16 protein-coding genes and 1 pseudogene are annotated in these 19,438 nt (G+C 45.9%); 11 read left to right on the forward strand and 6 right to left on the reverse strand.

The features are described 5' to 3' along the window. Positions 1-17 precede the first annotated feature (17 nt). From ACESPU_RS18090 to ACESPU_RS18100, 3 genes are all read right to left on the reverse strand, one after another. Positions 18-1,532: a Gfo/Idh/MocA family oxidoreductase gene (locus ACESPU_RS18090; RefSeq protein WP_005854795.1), complete on the reverse strand. Its 1,515-nt coding sequence runs from the start codon at positions 1,530-1,532 to the stop codon at positions 18-20. A gap of 29 nt (positions 1,533-1,561) precedes the next feature. After that, positions 1,562-2,830 carry a DUF1080 domain-containing protein gene (locus ACESPU_RS18095; RefSeq protein WP_005864875.1) on the reverse strand — a complete coding sequence of 423 codons (1,269 nt, stop codon included), beginning with the start codon at positions 2,828-2,830 and terminating at the stop codon, positions 1,562-1,564. Positions 2,831-3,524: 694 nt separating this feature from the next. Continuing rightward, positions 3,525-5,036 carry an NAD(P)H-hydrate dehydratase gene (locus ACESPU_RS18100; RefSeq protein WP_227805141.1) on the reverse strand — a complete coding sequence of 504 codons (1,512 nt, stop codon included), beginning with the start codon at positions 5,034-5,036 and terminating at the stop codon, positions 3,525-3,527. Between the two features lie 123 nt (positions 5,037-5,159). On the opposite strand from ACESPU_RS18100, the gene hpt reads away from it, so the two are divergent. The 9 genes from hpt to rny all read left to right on the forward strand — a co-directional run bounded on the left by hpt (position 5,160) and on the right by rny (position 11,706). Next, entirely contained in the window at positions 5,160-5,696 is a 537-nt protein-coding gene (gene hpt / locus ACESPU_RS18105; RefSeq protein ID WP_010183721.1) for a hypoxanthine phosphoribosyltransferase, read from the forward strand. 36 nt (positions 5,697-5,732) lie between these two features. Beyond that, positions 5,733-6,305, forward strand: coding sequence for an adenylate kinase (locus ACESPU_RS18110; protein WP_005854805.1), 573 nt, complete (start codon positions 5,733-5,735; stop codon positions 6,303-6,305). 15 nt (positions 6,306-6,320) lie between these two features. Continuing rightward, positions 6,321-7,481, forward strand: a complete 1,161-nt coding sequence (gene obgE, locus ACESPU_RS18115; RefSeq protein ID WP_005854807.1) for a GTPase ObgE — start codon at positions 6,321-6,323, stop codon at positions 7,479-7,481. Then, positions 7,453-8,280, forward strand: coding sequence for a peptidoglycan editing factor PgeF (pgeF, locus tag ACESPU_RS18120; RefSeq protein WP_036612935.1), 828 nt, complete (start codon positions 7,453-7,455; stop codon positions 8,278-8,280). The genes obgE and pgeF overlap by 29 nt, the downstream gene beginning before the upstream one ends. Positions 8,281-8,307: 27 nt before the next feature. After that, entirely contained in the window at positions 8,308-8,997 is a 690-nt protein-coding gene (locus tag ACESPU_RS18125) for a B3/4 domain-containing protein (protein ID WP_005854811.1), read from the forward strand. A 122-nt stretch (positions 8,998-9,119) separates the two neighbouring features. Further along, positions 9,120-9,320 (forward strand): winged helix-turn-helix domain-containing protein, encoded by a 201-nt coding sequence (locus ACESPU_RS18130; protein WP_005854813.1) that lies wholly within the window; start codon positions 9,120-9,122, stop codon positions 9,318-9,320. 150 nt (positions 9,321-9,470) lie between these two features. Then, positions 9,471-9,764, forward strand: a complete 294-nt coding sequence (locus tag ACESPU_RS18135) for a hypothetical protein (protein WP_005864886.1) — start codon at positions 9,471-9,473, stop codon at positions 9,762-9,764. Positions 9,765-9,769: 5 nt separating this feature from the next. Next, on the forward strand, positions 9,770-10,060 hold the full coding sequence (locus tag ACESPU_RS18140; RefSeq protein WP_005864888.1) for a cell division protein ZapA: 291 nt from the start codon (positions 9,770-9,772) through the stop codon (positions 10,058-10,060). A gap of 107 nt (positions 10,061-10,167) precedes the next feature. Further along, positions 10,168-11,706, forward strand: coding sequence for a ribonuclease Y (rny, locus tag ACESPU_RS18145; RefSeq protein ID WP_005854819.1), 1,539 nt, complete (start codon positions 10,168-10,170; stop codon positions 11,704-11,706). A gap of 63 nt (positions 11,707-11,769) precedes the next feature. Here rny and ACESPU_RS18150 read toward each other — a convergent pair whose 3' ends face one another. From ACESPU_RS18150 to ACESPU_RS18160, 3 genes and pseudogenes are all read right to left on the reverse strand, one after another. Then, complete coding sequence (locus ACESPU_RS18150; RefSeq protein WP_005864890.1) at positions 11,770-13,638, reverse strand: LTA synthase family protein; 1,869 nt, start codon at positions 13,636-13,638, stop codon at positions 11,770-11,772. Beyond that, complete coding sequence (locus ACESPU_RS18155; RefSeq protein WP_158532310.1) at positions 13,635-15,251, reverse strand: ABC-F family ATP-binding cassette domain-containing protein; 1,617 nt, start codon at positions 15,249-15,251, stop codon at positions 13,635-13,637. The genes ACESPU_RS18150 and ACESPU_RS18155 overlap by 4 nt, the downstream gene beginning before the upstream one ends. Before the next feature lie 160 nt (positions 15,252-15,411). Further along, positions 15,412-15,906: pseudogene (locus tag ACESPU_RS18160) on the reverse strand (Bro-N domain-containing protein); the annotation flags it as partial. Between the two features lie 972 nt (positions 15,907-16,878). On the opposite strand from ACESPU_RS18160, the gene purH reads away from it, so the two are divergent. Continuing rightward, positions 16,879-18,402: a bifunctional phosphoribosylaminoimidazolecarboxamide formyltransferase/IMP cyclohydrolase gene (gene purH, locus ACESPU_RS18165; RefSeq protein ID WP_008780189.1), complete on the forward strand. Its 1,524-nt coding sequence runs from the start codon at positions 16,879-16,881 to the stop codon at positions 18,400-18,402. Positions 18,403-18,413: 11 nt separating this feature from the next. Beyond that, positions 18,414-19,433: a rod shape-determining protein gene (locus ACESPU_RS18170; protein WP_008773378.1), complete on the forward strand. Its 1,020-nt coding sequence runs from the start codon at positions 18,414-18,416 to the stop codon at positions 19,431-19,433. Positions 19,434-19,438 lie beyond the last annotated feature (5 nt).

Below are 19,438 nucleotides of genomic sequence, written 5' to 3' on the forward strand. Positions count from 1 at the left end.
GGTTGTTATTAAAAGGTTTATCTTGGCATATCCGGCAGAGAGAAACCGTTGTTATACGTATGCTTGATCCATTCGTTGGCCATCTCCGCAGCGTTAAACTCGGCGAAGCGACGGTCGAAACGCGGATCTCCGTCAATTACCTTGAAATCATCCACCGTGACGATCTTGATCTTATCGTTCGGGGAGATGTTCGTAAACCGCATATTCTCTCCATCCCATTGCAACTCACGATGCAAACCTTGCAGTCCGGAGAGGCGAACGGCCAAGACTCCCATCACGACCATCTCGTTGAACGGACCGGAGAATTGGAAGTTGGATGAGGCTTCCGTACGATTTTCCGGGGATTCCTTACATGCACGGATCCAGTCTTGCTCATGGGCGTTGGTAGACCATATGTCTCCATTGCCACCTTTCACTCTCGGGATCGTCGGTTTGGGCTGGTTGAAATGTTCCATGTCGGAAACCGGTAATAAGGTCGGGTTCATTCCGTAACAGCCTGTCATGATCTTTCCTTTCGTTCCGATGAAGATGATACCGCCGTTCTCGTCGCCCATCATCTGCCCGTCTTTCAATTCTTCCGGACGGGGAGGCATCAAGCCACCATCGTACCAATAGACTTTTACTTCCGGCATCTTGACATTTCCTTTGGGCGGACGTGCGGGGAATGTATACGTTACGATCTGTGCGTGAGGAGGGGAGTACAGATTACTCAAAGTCGAGCTGCCGATTACGCTGGTCGGATATTTTAAGTCGAGTGCCCAATACAACGGGTCCATGATATGGCAAGCCATATCGCCCAAGGCCCCGGTTCCGAAGTCCCACCATCCACGCCAGTTCCAAGGGGTATAGACCGGATTATAAGGCCGCTTTTGAGCCGGGCCGATCCATAAATCCCAATCCAGTGTCTTCGGGCACTTCGGGGTATCGTTCGGCTTCATCAAGCCTTGGGGCCAGATGGGGCGGTCTGTCCAACAATGTACCTCATATACATCGCCGATTACGCCAGACTGTATCCACTCCGCGATCTGCCGGCACCAGTCGAATGAGTTACCTTGGTTACCCATTTGGGTGGCTACCTTATATTTCTTCGCCAGTTTGGTAAGCAAACGCGATTCGTAAACGGAGTGGGTAAGCGGTTTTTGCGTATAGCAATGCTTGCCTAGCGTGATTGCGTGGGCGGTCACGCCGGCATGTGTATGGTCTGGGGTGGCTACCATAATCGCGTCGATGGACTTACCCATCTCATCGAACATGACACGCCAGTCTTTAAAGCGTTTAGCCTTCGGATAGTCCTTGAAGGTCTTGTCCGCATAGTGCCAATCTACATCGCATAAAGCTACGATATTCTCCGTGTTCATGTTGGCGAGGTTACGACGTCCCATACCGCCGACACCGATACCCGCGATATTCAGTTTGTCACTAGGAGCTGTATAGCCAAAGGATTTACCGAGCACGGAACCCGGAACGATCGTTAGTCCGGCTGCCGCTACGGCTCCGGTCTTGAGGAAACTTCTTCTCGAAATGTTTTTCATAACTATTAAATTTTAAGAAAACGATAATTCTATAATGTTTGTAAATGAAGGTTGCGCCAAAGAACCTTGATGCCGCCACCATCATGTATTTGTAACGCGATACGCCCTTGACCGGCTCCGATCTTTTCATCCCGGATGTTTACCATCTCCTCTCCGTTGAGCCAAGTCTGTACATTATCTCCTTGTACCCGGATACGCATCGTGTTCCACTCTCCTTGTTTTAGGATGTTCTCCTTCTCGTCCGGGATCTGTATCAACCATCCTCGTCCGTAGGATTCGTAGATACCGCCCGTGTCAAAGCCTTTGGGGGCGACTTCCACTTGCCAGCCGTTTACCTTTACATCTTTTTCTTCTACAAAGGAACGAATAAATACGCCAGAATTACCATCCGCTTCCTGTTTAAATTCCACGGTAAGGTCAAAATCGTCGTAATATTCCCGGGTGGCTAGATAGCCGTATTGTTTATCCGGGCCACTTTCGCATATTAATAAACCATCTTTTACATACCATAATTCTGTGCCGTATTTATCCCAGTTCGTAATGTCCTCGCCGTTGAATAAACGAGCCTCTCGTGTCTTGCGGGGAAGTTCCTTGATCTTGATATTACGGAACCATGCGGGATAACCGTGGTCTTGCAAACAAATCAAGCCTTTATGCGCTAATCCGTATTCAGGAGCGTTCGCCCATTTACCGCTGTTCTTACGGGAGAACCAATCATCAGACCATGCATCGAACTCTACGGTTTTGTGCCCGTTCATAAAGTAGGTGACATGTCCGTTGTCAAAAATAATCTTAGAGTTGTTCCATTCGCCGGCCGGATGTACTTTTATCGTGTTGAAGTCCGGTAAATACATCGCGTAATCCACTCCGCAACGTTGCCAATCTTCCAATGGCTCCGCGAAATTGATATCATCAATCAATTGATACTCGGGGCCGGTAACGTAGGGAACCGGGAATTGAGGACGTTCTACCACATGATATAATAAACCGCTATTTCCTCCTTTCGAGATTTTCCAGTCCCACGAAAGCTCAAAATTCTCATAAGCCTTGTCGGTGACGATGTATCCGCTGGCATCGCTACCTTGCCCGTCCGCTTGGATGGTTCCGTTTACAACTTCCCAAGGTCCGGTCAAGGCGGTTCCGTTATAATCCCGCCAGCCATCCAAGGTTTCCCCATCGAATAGAAGTTCCCAACCTTCCGCTTTCTCTTGTTCGGTCAATGTGTTATGCTTCGTGTTATCACAGGCGATTAAACCGAAAGCAGCTGTCATTACGAACGATACGATTGTTATTTTCATGTACGTATAGCTTTATTGTTAATACAAATTTGTCGGTGTTTTATATATGAGACAACTCTGGGGCAAGGGATACGTAAGCTCTTTTTCCTTTTTTATTTATTTTAACGGAAGTGTATGGCAATCGGTCATTTATTAGTCGGCAAACGCAGTAGTACTGACTTTGCCAAGTAATATATACTAACATCGCCAACGCAGTATATCTGATTTGGATACACTAAATACATTATATGATGTAGCCAAATGTTGCTGTAATAGTTATGGTATCAACGACTGAAGCTTTTCTTTACAGAAAATACTACAATAAGCCAGTAATCGAATACTTTATTTAAAGTGTTGATAATCAATATTGTGAAAATATCATGATGTTTATGCTGAAACACGTACGTGTTTTCGAAAAAAGTCGTACATGTTTAAAAAAATTCATGTACGTGTTTTTCTATAAAATGATAGGGATACAACTATACATGTTTAAAAGTTACAATAACTCTACTTTACAGGGCTTTGTCATAAAAGATATCGCTGACAATTATCGAGTGAGTAAGAAAAGGTTGAAATGTGATAGCAAAAGGCGTTGGGGTACCATGAAAATTTACTACCACCATTCTATATGTACACTGTAAGTCCGTATAATATATGGAATAGCGGTAGTAATTGTAACAAACGAGAGTAAAAACGCCCGTTGTTTTTGCTGGATTTATTTGATTTGCTTAAACGCTTTTCCGAGCATATCCGTGATGTCGCTGGCGATCATGCTCTCTTCCGAGCGGAAAGCGGCGGCGAGATCACCGGCTGTGCCGTGCAAGAATACTCCGACTACAGCGGCAGTTTCCGGAGAATAGTCTTGCGCCAATAAGCCGAGGATGATACCCGTCAGCACGTCTCCGCTACCGGCGGTTGCCATGCCCGGATTTCCGCAACTATTGAAATAAATGTTTCCTGCCGGAGAACAAATAGCGGTATAAGCACCTTTCAATACGATACAAATCTTATGTTCGGCGGCGAAAGATTGCGCTTTCATCAAACGGTCGTATGAGTTCGTGCTTTCACCCGCTATCCGGTCGAACTCCTTCGGATGGGGAGTGAGGATGCTCCGTGGCGGGATCTTATTGAATAAGTCCTTGTTGGATGCCATTATATTAATAGCGTCCGCATCGATAACGACTGGTTTTGTGCTGGATTGCAGGATACGTTCGATCGCTGCTGCGGATTCTAAATGCTGTCCGAGTCCCGGTCCCATACCAACAGCGGAGTAACTACCTATCTCGGGAACCGTAGAGAAATAATCAGGATTTGCGTCTAGACTTAACATCGCTTCCGGGAAAGCGGTCTGGAAGATTGATTCGCCTCGGGTCGGGATATGCACGGTCAATAGTCCGGCTCCACTCCGTAAGCATGCCTTCGCGGATAATAGGGCGGCTCCCATTTTTCCTTTACTTCCGGCGATCAATAAAGCATGTCCGAACGTTCCCTTATGGGCGAAACGTTTGCGAGACTTTAACGAATAGGATATATCTTCTTCCGTAACCAATGAGTAAGGGGAAGCCGTCTCATAAATTGCGTCCGGATGGATTCCGATATCCAGTATTTTCCACTCGCCTACGTATTGCTCATTCTCCGGAAAAAGAAACGCCAGTTTCGGGAAACCGAATGTCAAGGTTAAACTGGCCTTGATGATCGCCTCCGAGTCATTCTTACGATTATCTTCCCCGAATAAGCCGGAAGGAATATCGATCGCTACGACTTCCGCCTCAGATTGGTTAATATAATTGACCATAGCGGCGAAACCTCCTGTGAGAGGACGGTTTAATCCCGAACCGAACAGGCCGTCGATCACCACGTCCCGGTCGGTTAGCGTCGGCGGTTCAAAGTCTCGGACCACTTCCGTAAATTCGATTCGTTCGATGTCGAGCAGACGCTGCTTGTTTTGCTCACACTCTACGGACAGATGCTCCGTCGGGTTGAATAAATACGTCTCTACCCGGTATGATTCCTCGTTCAAAAGGCGGGCGATGGCCAAAGCGTCGGCTCCGTTATTGCCTTGACCGGCGAAAATCACGATGCGGACCTGCTTGGAGTAGCGCCGGCAAAACTCATGGACGAACGTCGTAGCGGCACGCTCCACTAAGTCGATCGAACTAATTGGCTCGTGTTGAATCGTATATTGGTCGAGCTCCTTTACCTTGTCTGTAGCGAATATCTTAATCATAATTCTAGATGTCTGGGGTTTTATTCTGCTTACAAATGTATAACAAACTTTGGTATGTTGCTACACTTTTTTGTGCATCGCCGAAAAAGTTGTACATTTGTCCCCTCGAAAACCGAAAGATTTATGGACAGAATTCGTCTAAAAGACAAAGAATTTGAACTGTTTATTCCGGAGTCGGATATTCAGGCGGCTATCGCTAAAATGGCCGTTCAGATTAAAGCGGATGTGGAAGGGAAAAATCCTCTATTCGTGGGTGTGCTAAACGGGGCTTTTATGTTTGTCGCCGAGCTGATGCGTGAGCTGGATGTTCCGTATGAGCTGACATTCGCTCGTTATTCCTCGTATCAAGGAACTTCCAGTACGGGCATATTGAATGAGATCATGCCGGTGCAGGCTGATATTCGCGGACGTATGGTGATCTTATTGGAGGATATTATCGATACGGGCTTTACGATGAGCTACGTGATGGAGAAGCTTCGGAGCGAGGGTGCCGCCGATGTAAGATTGGCAACGATGCTTTTCAAGCCGGAATCCTTGAAATGCGAGTTGACTCCGGATTATGTAGGCTTACAGATACCCGCTGATTTTATCGTGGGACATGGTTTGGATTATGATGAGTTGGGCCGCTCATATAAGGATATCTACAAGGTTGTGGAATAAAATAGTATACATTATATATAATAAAGGAACAATAGTATGTTGAACGTGGTTATTTTTGGTGCTCCCGGTTCAGGTAAGGGAACACAAAGTGAGTTGATTATTAAAGAATACGGTTTGGATCATATCTCTACTGGCGATGTATTGCGTGGCGAGATGAAGGCTGAGACAGAACTGGGCAAGATCGCTAAGGATTATATTGAGAAGGGACAATTGGTTCCGGACGAGTTGATCGTTGATATGTTGGCGAATGTATTGGATAGCAAGAAGCCGGCTAAGGGCGTAATCTTCGATGGTTTCCCTCGTACGATCCCTCAAGCGAAAGCCTTGAAGAAGATGTTGAACGAGCGTGGAACAGACGTTTCCGTTATGTTGAACCTTCAAGTAGAGGAAGAGGAGTTGATCAAGCGTTTATTGGAGCGCGGTAAAGTATCCGGACGTTCTGACGATAACTTGGAGACGATCAAATCCAGACTGGATGTTTACCATACTCAAACAGCTCCTTTGGCAGACTACTATGTAGGTGAAGGCAAGCACGTAGCCATCAAAGGGATGGGAACAATCGAGGAAATCTTCGGTCGTATCAAAGAGGCGGTTAATAACGTAAAATAATTGAAATAAACCAATATGGCTGAATCGAACTTTGTAGATTATGTCAAGATCTATTGCCGCTCAGGAAAGGGTGGAAGAGGGTCTTCTCACTTCCGTCGTGAGAAATACATTCCGAAAGGAGGTCCCGACGGGGGCGATGGAGGGAGAGGAGGTCATGTGTATCTCCGTGGTAACCGGAATTACTGGACGCTCCTTCACTTGAAATATGAGCGTCATATCATGGCCACCAATGGTGAGAGTGGTAGCGCGAAGCGTAGCTCGGGTAAAGACGGGGAGGATCGAGTAATCGAGGTTCCTTGCGGTACGGTTGTTTACGATGCTGAGACCGGAGAGTTTATTTGCGACGTTACGGAAGACGGTCAGCAAGTGATGTTGCTGAAAGGCGGTCGTGGCGGTCTGGGGAATTTTAACTTCAAGACGGCTACCAATCAAGCGCCCCGTTATTCGCAACCGGGTGAGCCGGCATTGGAACGTACGGTGATTCTTCAGTTGAAATTGCTGGCCGATGTCGGTTTGGTAGGCTTCCCGAATGCGGGTAAATCTACCTTGCTTTCTGTCGTATCCGCCGCTAAACCGAAGATCGCTAATTATCCTTTTACTACGTTGGAGCCTAATTTAGGCATCGTGAGTTATCGCGATAACCGTTCGTTCGTAATGGCCGATATACCGGGTATTATCGAAGGAGCAAGCGAGGGAAAAGGTTTGGGACTTCGTTTCTTACGTCATATCGAACGTAATTCATTGTTATTGTTCATGGTTCCCGCTGAGGCAGACGATATCAAGAAAGAATATGAGATCTTGCATAATGAGTTAGTGAAGTATAATCCGGAATTGCTGGATAAACGCCGTGTACTGGCCATCACCAAGAGCGATATGCTGGATGAGGAATTGATCGAGGCTTTGTCGCAAGACTTGCCGGAGGGAATTCCGTATGTCTTTATATCTTCTATCACGGGACTGGGTATTGTCGAGTTGAAAGACCTTTTATGGAAAGAGCTGAATAAGGAGAATTTCCATGAGGCAGAGCGAATTGTCCATAAGAATATAGATGTAAGTACGTTGGAATTTGAGGACGACGACGAATACATCTTCCCCGTGGATGAGGACGAGGATGACCCGGATGAGGAATACGAGGAATACTGGGACGATGATGAAGATGAAGATACAAGAAAATAAGCAAATAGAGGTGTCGCGGTTCTCCGGGTTAAGCGGATACCGCGACATTTCTCATTTTACGACAACACGTCATGGCGGCGTGAGTACGGGAACGTACGCTTCGATGAATCCGGGCGTTTATACCGAGGATGATCCGGGCTTCATCCGGAAGAACTTGGAACTTCTTTCGGATGCGGTCGGGATTTCCCTAGAGAATATGGTTATACCTCATCAGACCCATGAGGATCGAGTATTGGCGATCGATGCGTCTTTCCTTTCGCTGAATGATAAAGAGCGGAAGCAGCGTTTGGAAGGCGTGGACGCTTTGGTGACGAATGTTCCGGATGTATGTATAGCCGTATCTACGGCGGATTGTGTCCCTGTCTTGTTATATGCGCCGGATCGTAAAGTGGTAGCTGCCGTCCATGCGGGTTGGCGGGGTACGGTTTTACACATAGCTCGTAAGGCGGCAAGCTTGATGATCGAGGCATACGATTGCGATCCTACTCAATTGGTTGCCGGAATAGGTCCCTCTATCAGTCAAGCGGCATTTGAGGTGGGAGAGGAAGTCGTAAAAGCTTTTCAAATGGCGGGCTTCCCAATGGAGCGGATTCTTCGACGTAATGCGGAGACTCAAAAAGCGCATATCGATCTATGGGAAACCAACCGTTTACAATTGTTAGAGGCAGGATTGCTCTCCGGGCATATAGAGATCGCTGGCATCTGTACTTATATTCGGTATGAGGATTATTTCTCCGCTCGTCGCCTCGGTGTCAAAAGCGGCCGGATCCTTACCGGGATATGCTTGAAAAAATCTTAGTTATATTGGCTCAAACTTATAATAGACATGATTTCAATCACTCTTTCATCTGAGATATCGGAGGCTTGCCCCGATCTTCACGTGTTGGCTATCGCCTGCCAAGTAAAGAATACGGAGCCCGATGAACGACTTTGGGAAGAAATAACCCGTGTTGAGGAGGACATCCGTTCTACCTGTAAGATAGAGGATATTAATAAGTGGACTCCTATTTTCGCTACCCGTCAGGCTTATAAACGTCTGGGGAAAGATCCGAACCGGTATCGCCCTTCCGCCGAGGCGTTAAGACGACGGATACTTCGCGGGCTTCCTTTATATAAGATAGATACCTTGGTGGATATCGTCAATCTGGTTTCTATCCGTAGCGGTTATTCTATCGGAGGATTTGACGCGGATAAGATTGTAGGTGGATTGGAACTAGGTGTCGGAAAAGAGGGGGAAATTTATCACGGTATCGGACGTGGTGAATTGAATATCGCCGGTCTTCCAGTCTACAGGGATGGAGTAGCGGGTGTCGGAACGCCTACCAGCGATGAGGAACGTACCAAGATTGAAATGTCGACCACTTCATTGTTAATGATTCTGAATGGTTATTCCGGTAAGGAGGGCTTATTGGAAGCGGGTGGTTACTCGGTTGACTTATTAAAAAGATATGTCTCAGCGGTAAACGTGGAAGCGGAACTGATATGCCGAGAAAACAGAGGAAAAATAACGTTATAACCGTGTTAATATTGTTTACAAAGCGAAAAATGTCCATCTTTTATGCTAAAAAACATCTATAATCTTTTGTTTTAATCATTTAATCTATAAATTTGTCCCCAGTAATCAAATGTTATCATAAAATGATTGAATTAATTGGTACAAACGCCGGCCTTGTATGGAACGTTTTAAATGAAGGCGGTAAAATGAGTTTTAAGGCAGTGAAGAAAGCCACGAAGATTAAAGCGGAAAAAGATATGTACGCCGCTTTTGGTTGGTTGGCGAAAGAAGGTAAATTAGCTTTCGAGGAGATTGAAGGTGAAATGTATGTTTCTTTAGTGTAAACAAGAGGAACGTTTACAAGAATTAGGGAGGGCTGTTCGATTTTTTTGGACGGCCTTTTTATTTGTCCATACGTTTTCTGTCAAAATAATTAAGTCTACAGTTGGTTAATTCAATTCAAAAACTTACTTTTGTGTAGAATTTGGTGTGAAATGACCGAAGATCATAAGAGATTGTTAGCTGTATTTGAGGTTAGAGTTCGTGATTTGATGGCGTTATGCGATCAGCAGAAACGTAGAATTGACGAACTTACAGCTGCTTTGAGCCTTAAAGACGAGGAGTTGCGGCAGGCGAAGGATATGATTGAAGGATTGAATGCCAAATGTGATAACATGCTGACGGCGCGAATTGTTTCTACGAACGAGGAAGAGATGAAGAACGCCCGGATGCGGTTATCAAAATTAGTGCGGGAAGTAGACAAGTGCATCGCACTTTTAAATGAATAGAAGCGATGGACGAAGAATTTCTTATAAATATAGTGATAGCCGGAAAGAAATATCCGCTTACGATCAAACGTCATGAGGAAGAGTTGGCACGTGCCGCCGCTGATCAGATCAACAGCAAGATTCTTCAATACAGGCAGCATTTTGCGGTCGAGGTGGATACGAAAGATTTGTTAGCCATGGTGGCTTTTCAACTCTCGATGCATAATCTGGAGTTGGAAAAACGGAATGATACAAATCCTTTTACGGATAAGATACAGGAGCTTACAACCGAGTTGGAAGGATATCTGAAGAAATAACATACATATTGTAAGAAGAGAGTTTCCGCACTGCTTTGCACGGTGAGACCGTGTGATGGTAGTGCTTTTTTTGTATATAAATAAATGAATCTTAAATTATTAGTTAAATGGTTGGAATGTATATAATCATACCGATAGTAACCTTCATCATTGGTGGGTTGCTTGCGTGGCTGGGCATGCGTTTCCTTCTGAAGTCGAAGTACGACTCCGTGCTTCAAGAGGCGGAGAAGGAGGCCGAGGTGATAAAGAAGAACAAGATGCTGGAAGTAAAGGAGAAGTTTCTTCATTTGAAAGCGGACTTGGAAAAACAGGTATCACAGCGTAACGCTAAGATCCAGTCTGTCGAGACTAAATTGAAACAAAGAGAACTGACGATGAATCAACGTCAGGAAGAGTTACAGCGTAGGAATAACGAGGTAGAGGCTGTAAAGGAGAATTTATCTTCTCAGTTGGAGTTGGTGGAGAAGAAGAAGCAAGATTTGGATAAACTTCATCAGAAGGAAGTGGAGCATTTGGAAGCTATCTCCGGGTTGTCCGCCGAGGAAGCCAAAGAGCGTTTGATCGAGTCCTTAAAGGATGAGGCAAAGACGCAAGCCGCTTCTTACATCAACGAGATCGTCGAGGAGGCGAAGATGACCGCTAATAAGGAGGCGAAGAAGATCGTGATCCAGTCTATCCAACGGGTAGCGACGGAGACGGCTATCGAGAACTCTATTACCGTGTTCCATATTGAATCGGACGAGATCAAAGGACGTATCATCGGTCGTGAGGGACGTAATATCCGTGCTTTGGAGGCCGCTACCGGTATTGAGATCGTGGTGGATGATACGCCTGAGGCTATCGTTCTTTCTGGATTCGACCCGGTTCGTCGTGAGATCGCTCGTTTGGCTTTGCATCAATTGGTGCAGGACGGACGTATCCATCCGGCTCGTATCGAGGAGGTGGTAACGAAGGTGAAGAAGCAAGTGGAAGACGAGGTCGTAGAGACCGGTAAGCGTACTGTGATCGATTTGGGAGTGCACGGTTTGCATCCGGAATTAATCCGTATGATCGGTAAGATGAAGTATCGCTCTTCTTATGGACAGAACTTATTGCAGCATGCTCGTGAGACGGCGAACCTTTGTGCCGTGATGGCTTCTGAGTTGGGCTTGAACCCGAAGAAAGCGAAACGTGCCGGATTGTTGCATGATATAGGTAAAGTGCCCGATGATGAGCCGGAATTGCCGCACGCTATCTTGGGTATGAAGCTTTGCGAGAAATATAAGGAGAAACCGGATATTTGCAACGCCGTAGGCGCTCACCACGATGAGGTGGAGATGCAGACGCTGTTGGCTCCGATCGTACAGGTTTGCGACGCTATTTCAGGTGCTCGTCCGGGCGCACGTCGTGAGATCGTAGAGGCTTATATCAAGCGTTTGAATGATTTGGAACAATTGGCTTTATCGTATCCGGGTGTTGTCAAGACTTACGCTATCCAAGCGGGTAGAGAGTTGCGCGTAATCGTTGGCGCTGATAAGATTGACGATAAGGACACCGAGAACTTGTCCGCTGAGATCGCTAAGAAGATTCAGGATGAGATGACTTATCCGGGACAGGTTAAGATCACGGTGATCCGTGAGACTCGTGCGGTAAGCTACGCTAAGTAAGAATATATTTAATATAAATAAAAAAGGCCGGTTTGTGTAAGTCGGCCTTTTTTATATCTGTCGTTATCGATTTCCCAGATCGTCGTATAAAGTTTGTAATAGGACTTTTCCTTTCTCCAAGCGGGTCTCGTTTCCGCTTTCAGGTTCTTCTACTAAAATCTTGTTCCCTTCATTGTCGTATACGGAAACACCGGATTCGTCTATAAAGCCAAATCCATTATTGAATGTATAAAAGGCGTAATGCGGGACGCAAGGATTCAATATATCTTTGCTGAATGAGAACTCATCCGTGGGGAGACCCATCTGATTTAATAAGGTGGCTGCCAAATCGGTTTGGTTCGCATACGTATCGATCACTTTAGGTTCGGCGATCGCTCCGCCTAGCCATAGCATAGGTATGTGGAAACGTAAAGGTCCGTACTCCTGCATGTTTTCAGGGTAACGGTATCCGTGGTCGGAGACAAAGATGACTACCGTATTTTTCCATGCCGGCAGTTCCTTGAACGTATCAATGAAATTACCGATACAGCTATCCGTAAACGCGACGGAGTTTAGATAAGGATGCTCCAAATGGTGAAACGGGACCTCGAATGGCTCATGGCTACTTAATGTCAGGAATGTACTTAACCAAGGTTTGCCGTCGACTGGTCTTTGCTTGATATCCTCGTAAAGATGCGAGAACGTGATATCGTCGTTTGCTCCCCATTTACTCAGACGGCTGCTCAAGGGAAAATCACGGTCTGCCGTTATCTTGCTGTAGCCGGAACTATAGAAATAACTTTGCATATTCGTGAAATTGATATCACCTCCATAGAGCATATCCGCCGTATATCCTTCTTTGTTAAGACTCTTTGCGATAGATGGAAGGGTCTGGCTTTTCACCGGATACTTCATGATGGAGGTGGTGGGTTGGGCTAAATAGCCGTTCAATACGGAGACTAAGCCTCGGTCGGTACGGAACGAGTTGGCATATAGGTTCGTGAATAATACACCTTCTTTGCTCAGCCGATTCAAGTTCGGCGTAATTCCCGGCTCACCACCAACAGCCTCGATAGCATTTGCCGTGAAACTCTCCATGATGATAATGAGAATATTGGGACGAGTCGTTGTCAATAGCTTGACAGGCTCTGTAGGTATGGAATCTCCCGGGCATAAGGAGTCTTGGGCTTGAATGAGCGTATCGAATAAGGCTTTCCGCTTTTCCTCCGGATAGAAATCGAATTGCGAGGCAAAATCCTGTTGCTTACTCAATGAGGCTATCAGACTGAAACACGGGTTGATCGCCGAATGATTCAAGAACTGGTTCTGGCTGAAATAAACCATGCCGACATTTGCCGTAGACGTAGTTACGCCTCCCCGGATCGGAATAAACAATATTCCCCCTGCTAAGAGGATGGCGAAAGTACTTCCCAATTGTTCCAATCCCGTAGGTGGAAAGCTAGGCTTTACTGGCGCGAACCGGAGGATGAAGGTGAACCAAGCATAGATACCTAGCGCATATGCCACGAATACCAATAATTGGATAAAGAACATTCCCAGCGGAACGCTCGCCATCGCATCGGCGGGCGATTGTAGGTAGAAGAATAAGGTAGCGTCCAACCTGAATCCCCAAAAGCTATATAAAGCCACATCTACGGAAAAGATCGCGGATACCAGAATTCCCATGATCAAGAAGTTCCCTTTCAATACCTTCTTTAGCCAAACGCCCGGAATCCAAACTGATACTAAAGTCAATAGGAGAGGGATGGCCGTAAGGTATCCCGCTATCGTACAATCCAGCTTCAGCCCATGAAGCATAACCTGTAGGAAGTCCGTGAAGGTACAAGCCTCGGACAACGCATGCTGATAAAACATAAATACCGGTTTTTGAATAACAAAAACCGGTAGCCATGCGATAAAAACGATTAGTATGAATAATAATCTTTTTTTCATTTCGAATATAACTTTTCCCGTAACTCCGCGATAGCCGGATCTGTGATGTAATCATCGTAATCCATCATCTTATCGATGATACCGTTAGGAGTCAGCTCGATGATACGGTTCGCCACGGTTTGTATGAACTCGTGGTCATGGCTGGAGAACAGGATATTTCCCTTGAATGTCTTCAATGTATTATTGAAGGCTTGGATGGATTCCAAGTCCAAGTGGTTGGTCGGAGTATCCAAGATCAAGCAGTTGGCGTCGGTGAGCATCATACGTGAGATCATACAACGCATCTTCTCACCTCCGGAAAGTACGCTTACCTTTTTCATGAGCTCCTCGCCCGAGAACAACATACGTCCGAGGAAGCCTTTCAAGAATACCTCGTTAGTATCCGGCGAGAACTGGCATAACCAATCGAGCAGGTTGATATCTGTATTGAAATATTTGGAGTTATCGAGAGGAAGATAAGAGGTCGTGATCGTCTGTCCCCACTGATACGTACCGGCATCCGCTTTCTCCTCACCGTTGATGATCTGGAACAAGGCGGTCATGGCACGAGGGTCGTGACTGATAAATACGATCTTGTCATCCTTCTCCACGAAGAAGTTCAAGTCCTTGAACAATACCTGTCCGTCGATACTCTTCGACAATCCTTTCACCTCAAGGATCTGGTTGCCCGGTTCGCGGTTAGGCGTGAACAAGATTCCCGGATAGCGGCGTGAGGACGGTTTGATCTCCTCGATATTCAGCTTCTCCAACATCTTCTTGCGACTGGTGGTCTGCTTGGACTTCGCTACGTTGGCGCTGAAACGGCGGATAAATTCTTCCAACTCTTTCTTCTTTTCCTCGGCTTTCTTATTCTGGTTCTGCTGTTGACGAAGGGCTAACTGGCTAGACTCGTACCAGAAGCTATAGTTTCCGGCGAATAATTGTAATTTACCGAAGTCGATATCCACGGTATGCGTACAAACGGAGTCGAGGAAGTGACGGTCGTGGCTAACAACCAATACGGTATGCTCGAAATTAGAGAGATAATTCTCCAACCAAGAAACCGTCTCAAGGTCCAAGTCGTTCGTCGGCTCATCCAATAATAGGTTATCGGGCTGTCCGAACAAGGCACGGGCCAATAAGACACGTACTTTCTGCTTACCGCTCAAGTCCTTCATATACATATAATGCAAATCCTCCTTGATGCCTAGTCCGCTCAATAGGTTGGCGGCGTCGCTCTCCGCGTTCCAGCCTTCCATCTCGGCGAATTTCTCTTCCAGTTCCGATACGCGGATACCGTCGGCGTCGTTGAAATCAGGTTTCTCGTAAAGGGCGTTTTTCTCGCTCATCACCTCCCACAAGGTCGTATGTCCCATCAATACGGTATCCATAACCGTATATTCATCGAATGCGAAGTGATCTTGGCTCAATACGGAAAGGCGTTCGCCCGGTCCTAGGTTAACGCTACCTCTGGTAGGGTCTAATTGCTTGCTGATTACACGGAGAAACGTAGATTTTCCGGCCCCGTTAGCACCGATAATACCGTAGCAATTGCCCGGTGTAAACTTCATGTTCACATCCTGAAAAAGGATGCGTTTTCCAAACTGTACGTCCAGATTGTTAACTGTTATCATATTTCGTATACCTATTAAATTGCGATTGAGGATGCAAAGGTACGAAAAATATTGTTTATCTTATCATTGGATGTCATACATCCCGCTCGTTCTCTCCCTTTTTTAGGCTAATTATCTTTTGGGCGTTGAGCGGTGAGATAACGCTTTTCCCGGTTTTGGCTTCCAGTCCTCTCTTCTTCCATTCGTCTGTTAGATCTTTCCGTATCTCGATGGATTTCAATCGTTGGTTGATCCAATTATCCGAATAGCCCAATCGTTTATAATCGGCCATGGCTTGCTCGATAGACAACTCCGGATCTTGCATTTGAGCCAAACGTTCCTTCGCTACTTGGGCGATCCATAATTTGAAAGGTTCGGCCTTGGGAGATGGTACTGATTGGATAAGGCGGAAGAGTTGCTCGGTATTGGCTACGTCGGTTAAATATTTCTTGCCATCAGCGGCCTGCATTTTCAGTTGACTACAGTTTGTAGTCAACTCGCTACCTTCTCTTTTTAATCTGGTTTTTAATACGCTCCAGTACTTTCTAGGGTTGGGACTATCTGTTAAAATAGATATAACATCAACAATCGAGAAATACCATTCCTCTTGTTCGTCATCCTATATGGCGCGAACTTTTCTTTCTTCGAATAAGCGGATAGATTCTTTTTGTGTCATTTGTAGTTGCTTTGAGTAATTATAAACAAAGATAAATGAAAATTTAGTATATCCATAGTTTAATAGTTTGATTAAAAGTTTATTTATTGCAAAGTAAGCGTATTAATCTTATTCGAACAAATGGTATATGATATAAATTTAAGTGGAGGTGTGATTTAATACGTTAGTAGTAAGACTTGAATTATTCCTTATCACTTGTTACGGGAGGACGGTGGCTTTATAAAAACAAAGGAGAAGAGGCTGTTTTCTTGTTTGGCTTTAGGAGATAGGTGTCGGTTAAAGGGCTATATTCGTGATAAATTGATTAAAAGATGCCCTTTGTGCTGACACATCCCTTTGACGGGAAGTGTGAAATAGTGCGATTGCGAGGGTGAAAAGCTCCGATTAAGGATGTTTTTGGGTATAAAAAGGTAAGTTTTGCCACACGTATATAGGTATTGTTAGATGTTTACGGTAGCGTTATAGCTTACTTACGGCCGTATTGTTAGTTACTTACGGTAGTGATCGGCGTTACATACGGATGGAAAGTCCCTCGTTTCCTAATGAAAAACGTGATTCTTACGTATTCGGAGGCGAAAAAGAGGGGTGGTCTCATCTGGAATAAAAGCTCGAAAAACGATATCTATTTGTAATATAACTGATTGCTGATTTTTATTCTCAAATTTGGAAGCCGACTGTACTCTGGGGCGAAATATTCGATTCTCTGGAGCTTTAGAATACAAAATGTCAGAATGTCAAAATGGATGATCTTCTATTATTAACAAAGGAAATCTCATTATCTTAGGGCAATGTCATAGGTTGTAGAGACGGGGCGTGCCCCGTCTCCCGTATCATGTGCGATGGATTCATGTTTCTTTGGCTATGGATGAAATTTGGTATGGTTGCCTTGTTTTTATCTGAATAATAAGGCTGGATTGGAAATAAATATCTACTTTTGTGCTCTAAAACATTAAAGTAAACGAAAATAGAAAGATGGCTGCAACGAAACGAATGAAACGTGCCTTGGTCTCTGTGTTTCACAAAGACGGGCTGGACGAAATCCTAAAGAAATTGCATAGCGAGGGTGTGAGCTTTGTATCAACAGGTGGTACTCAATCATTTATCGAGTCATTGGGTTTGCCTTGTGATGCGGTAGAGGACTTGACTTCTTATCCGTCTATTTTGGGCGGTCGTGTGAAGACGCTTCATCCGAAGGTGTTCGGTGGTATCTTGGCTCGCCGCGAGAACGAGAATGACCAGAAACAATTAGCCGAATATGAGATCCCGGAGATCGACTTGGTTATCGTTGACCTATATCCTTTCGAGGAGACTGTCGCTTCCGGCGCTGAGGAACAAGCGATTATTGAGAAAATAGATATAGGCGGTATCTCTTTGATACGTGCCGCCGCGAAGAACTTCAAGGATGTGGTAATCGTAGCTTCCAAGGCTCAATACCAGCCGTTGATGGATCTTTTGAACGAGAAGGGCGCTGAGACAAGCATCGAGGATCGTAGATGGTTCGCCAAAGAGGCGTTCGCCGTTTCCTCGGGTTACGACTCCGCTATCTTCAATTATTTTGATGGCCGCGAAGGTTCCCATTTCCGTGCAACGGTAGATAGTCCGATGCATTTGCGTTATGGCGAGAATCCTCATCAAGCCGCTAAGTTCTATGGTAAGTTTAACGATATGTTCGATCAAATCCATGGAAAAGAGATTTCTTACAACAACTTATTGGATATCGACGCTGCCGTGAACTTGATCGATGAGTTCGACGAGCTGACGTTCGCTATCTTAAAACATAATAACGCTTGCGGTATCGCTTCCCGCGGTAATGTGGTTGAGGCTTGGAAAGAGGCTTTGGCCGGTGACCCAGTTTCCGCTTTCGGTGGCATCTTGATCACGAATACTACGATTAACAAGGAAGTGGCCGAGGAGATCCATAAGATCTTCTTCGAGGTGATTATCGCCCCGGCTTACGACGCTGACGCATTGGAGGTACTTCAACAGAAGAAGAACCGTATCATCTTGATCCGTAAGGATTGCAAGACTTGCCCGATGCAGTTCCGTTCTTTATTGAATGGTGTCTTGATGCAGGAGAAGGACTTGAGTATCCAAGGTAAGGCTGATTTGGAACCTATGACGGATAAGCAGCCGACAGCCTCGGAGGTTGAGGACCTGTTGTTCGCTAACAAGATCGTGAAGAACAGCAAGTCCAACGCGATCACCTTGGTGAAGAACAAGCAGCTTTGCGCCAGCGGTATCGGGCAGACCTCTCGTGTGGACTCTTTGAGACAAGCCATAGAGAAGGCTAAATCATTCGGCTTCGACTTGAATGGCGCCGTGATGGCTTCCGACGCTTTCTTCCCGTTCCCCGATTGCGTTGAGATCGCAGATCAAGCAGGTATCACGGCCGTAATCCAGCCGGGAGGCTCTATCAATGATAAGTTGTCTGTCGAGTACTGTAACCAACATGGTTTGGCTATGGTGAAGACAGGTGTTCGTCATTTTAAACATTAATAATAAGACTAATGGGATTGTTTTCTTTCACACAAGAAGTTGCCATTGATTTGGGTACCGCTAATACCATTATCACGTGTAATGATAAGATGGTGGTAGACGAACCTTCGGTGATTGCTTTGGATGCTCGCTCGGACAAGGTGCTGGCTGTCGGTAAGGTGGCCCGTGAGATGTACGAGAAGACGCACCCGAATATTCGTACCGTACGACCGCTTCGTGAGGGAGTTATCGCGGATTTCTACGCTGCCGAGCAAATGATTCGCGGCTTTATCAAGATGGCGAGCGGAAGGAAGCGCTGGTTCGCTCCGTCCTTACGTATGGTGATCGGTATCCCTTCTGGTAGTACGGAGGTAGAGATACGTGCTGTGCGAGACTCTGCCGAGCATGCCGGCGGACGTGATGTGTACATGGTTTTTGAACCGATGGCTGCCGCTATCGGTGTCGGTATAGATGTCTTGGCTCCCGAGGGTAATATGATCGTGGATATAGGAGGTGGTACTACCGAGATCGCTGTCATATCCTTAGGTGGTATCGTGTCGAATAAATCAATCCGTATGGCGGGAGACGATCTAACGGCTGATATCGTGGAGTATATGCGTCGCCAACACAATGTGAAGGTGAGTGAGCGTATGGCCGAGCGTATCAAGATCAACGTGGGCTCCGCGCTTACGGTATTGGAAGACGCTCCGGAGGATTACGTGGTTCACGGCCCGAATCAGATGACTGCCTTACCGATGGAGGTACCCGTCTCTTATCAGGAGATCGCCCACTGCTTGGATAAGTCTATCTCGAAGATCGAGGCGGCTATCTTGAGTGCCTTGGAGCAAACCCCTCCCGAGTTATATGCCGATATCGTGAAAAACGGTATCTATTTGGCTGGAGGTGGCGCTATGCTTCGCGGTTTGGATAAGCGTTTGCGGGATAAGATGAATATCCAGTTCCATATCGCCGAGGATCCGTTGCATGCCGTGGCTAAAGGTACGGGAGTCGCTTTGAAGAATGTGGAGAAGTTTAATTTTTTAATCCGATAAGAGTA

The sequence above is a fragment of the Parabacteroides sp. 20_3 genome, assembly GCF_964238835.1.
In the GTDB taxonomy this organism is placed as follows: domain Bacteria; phylum Bacteroidota; class Bacteroidia; order Bacteroidales; family Tannerellaceae; genus Parabacteroides; species Parabacteroides distasonis.

Coding starts and splice junctions, on each gene's coding strand:
- rny (WP_005854819.1), top strand. CDS start 10,168: ATGGTTGGAATGTATATAATCATACCGATAGTAACCTTCATCATTGGT.
- ACESPU_RS18125 (WP_005854811.1), top strand. CDS start 8,308: ATGATTTCAATCACTCTTTCATCTGAGATATCGGAGGCTTGCCCCGAT.
- ACESPU_RS18170 (WP_008773378.1), top strand. CDS start 18,414: ATGGGATTGTTTTCTTTCACACAAGAAGTTGCCATTGATTTGGGTACC.
- pgeF (WP_036612935.1), top strand. CDS start 7,453: ATGATGAAGATGAAGATACAAGAAAATAAGCAAATAGAGGTGTCGCGG.
- ACESPU_RS18130 (WP_005854813.1), top strand. CDS start 9,120: ATGATTGAATTAATTGGTACAAACGCCGGCCTTGTATGGAACGTTTTA.
- ACESPU_RS18135 (WP_005864886.1), top strand. CDS start 9,471: ATGACCGAAGATCATAAGAGATTGTTAGCTGTATTTGAGGTTAGAGTT.
- ACESPU_RS18100 (WP_227805141.1), bottom strand. CDS start 5,036: ATGATTAAGATATTCGCTACAGACAAGGTAAAGGAGCTCGACCAATAT.
- ACESPU_RS18140 (WP_005864888.1), top strand. CDS start 9,770: ATGGACGAAGAATTTCTTATAAATATAGTGATAGCCGGAAAGAAATAT.
- ACESPU_RS18150 (WP_005864890.1), bottom strand. CDS start 13,638: ATGAAAAAAAGATTATTATTCATACTAATCGTTTTTATCGCATGGCTA.
- hpt (WP_010183721.1), top strand. CDS start 5,160: ATGGACAGAATTCGTCTAAAAGACAAAGAATTTGAACTGTTTATTCCG.
- obgE (WP_005854807.1), top strand. CDS start 6,321: ATGGCTGAATCGAACTTTGTAGATTATGTCAAGATCTATTGCCGCTCA.
- ACESPU_RS18155 (WP_158532310.1), bottom strand. CDS start 15,251: ATGATAACAGTTAACAATCTGGACGTACAGTTTGGAAAACGCATCCTT.
- ACESPU_RS18095 (WP_005864875.1), bottom strand. CDS start 2,830: ATGAAAATAACAATCGTATCGTTCGTAATGACAGCTGCTTTCGGTTTA.
- ACESPU_RS18090 (WP_005854795.1), bottom strand. CDS start 1,532: ATGAAAAACATTTCGAGAAGAAGTTTCCTCAAGACCGGAGCCGTAGCG.
- purH (WP_008780189.1), top strand. CDS start 16,879: ATGGCTGCAACGAAACGAATGAAACGTGCCTTGGTCTCTGTGTTTCAC.
- ACESPU_RS18110 (WP_005854805.1), top strand. CDS start 5,733: ATGTTGAACGTGGTTATTTTTGGTGCTCCCGGTTCAGGTAAGGGAACA.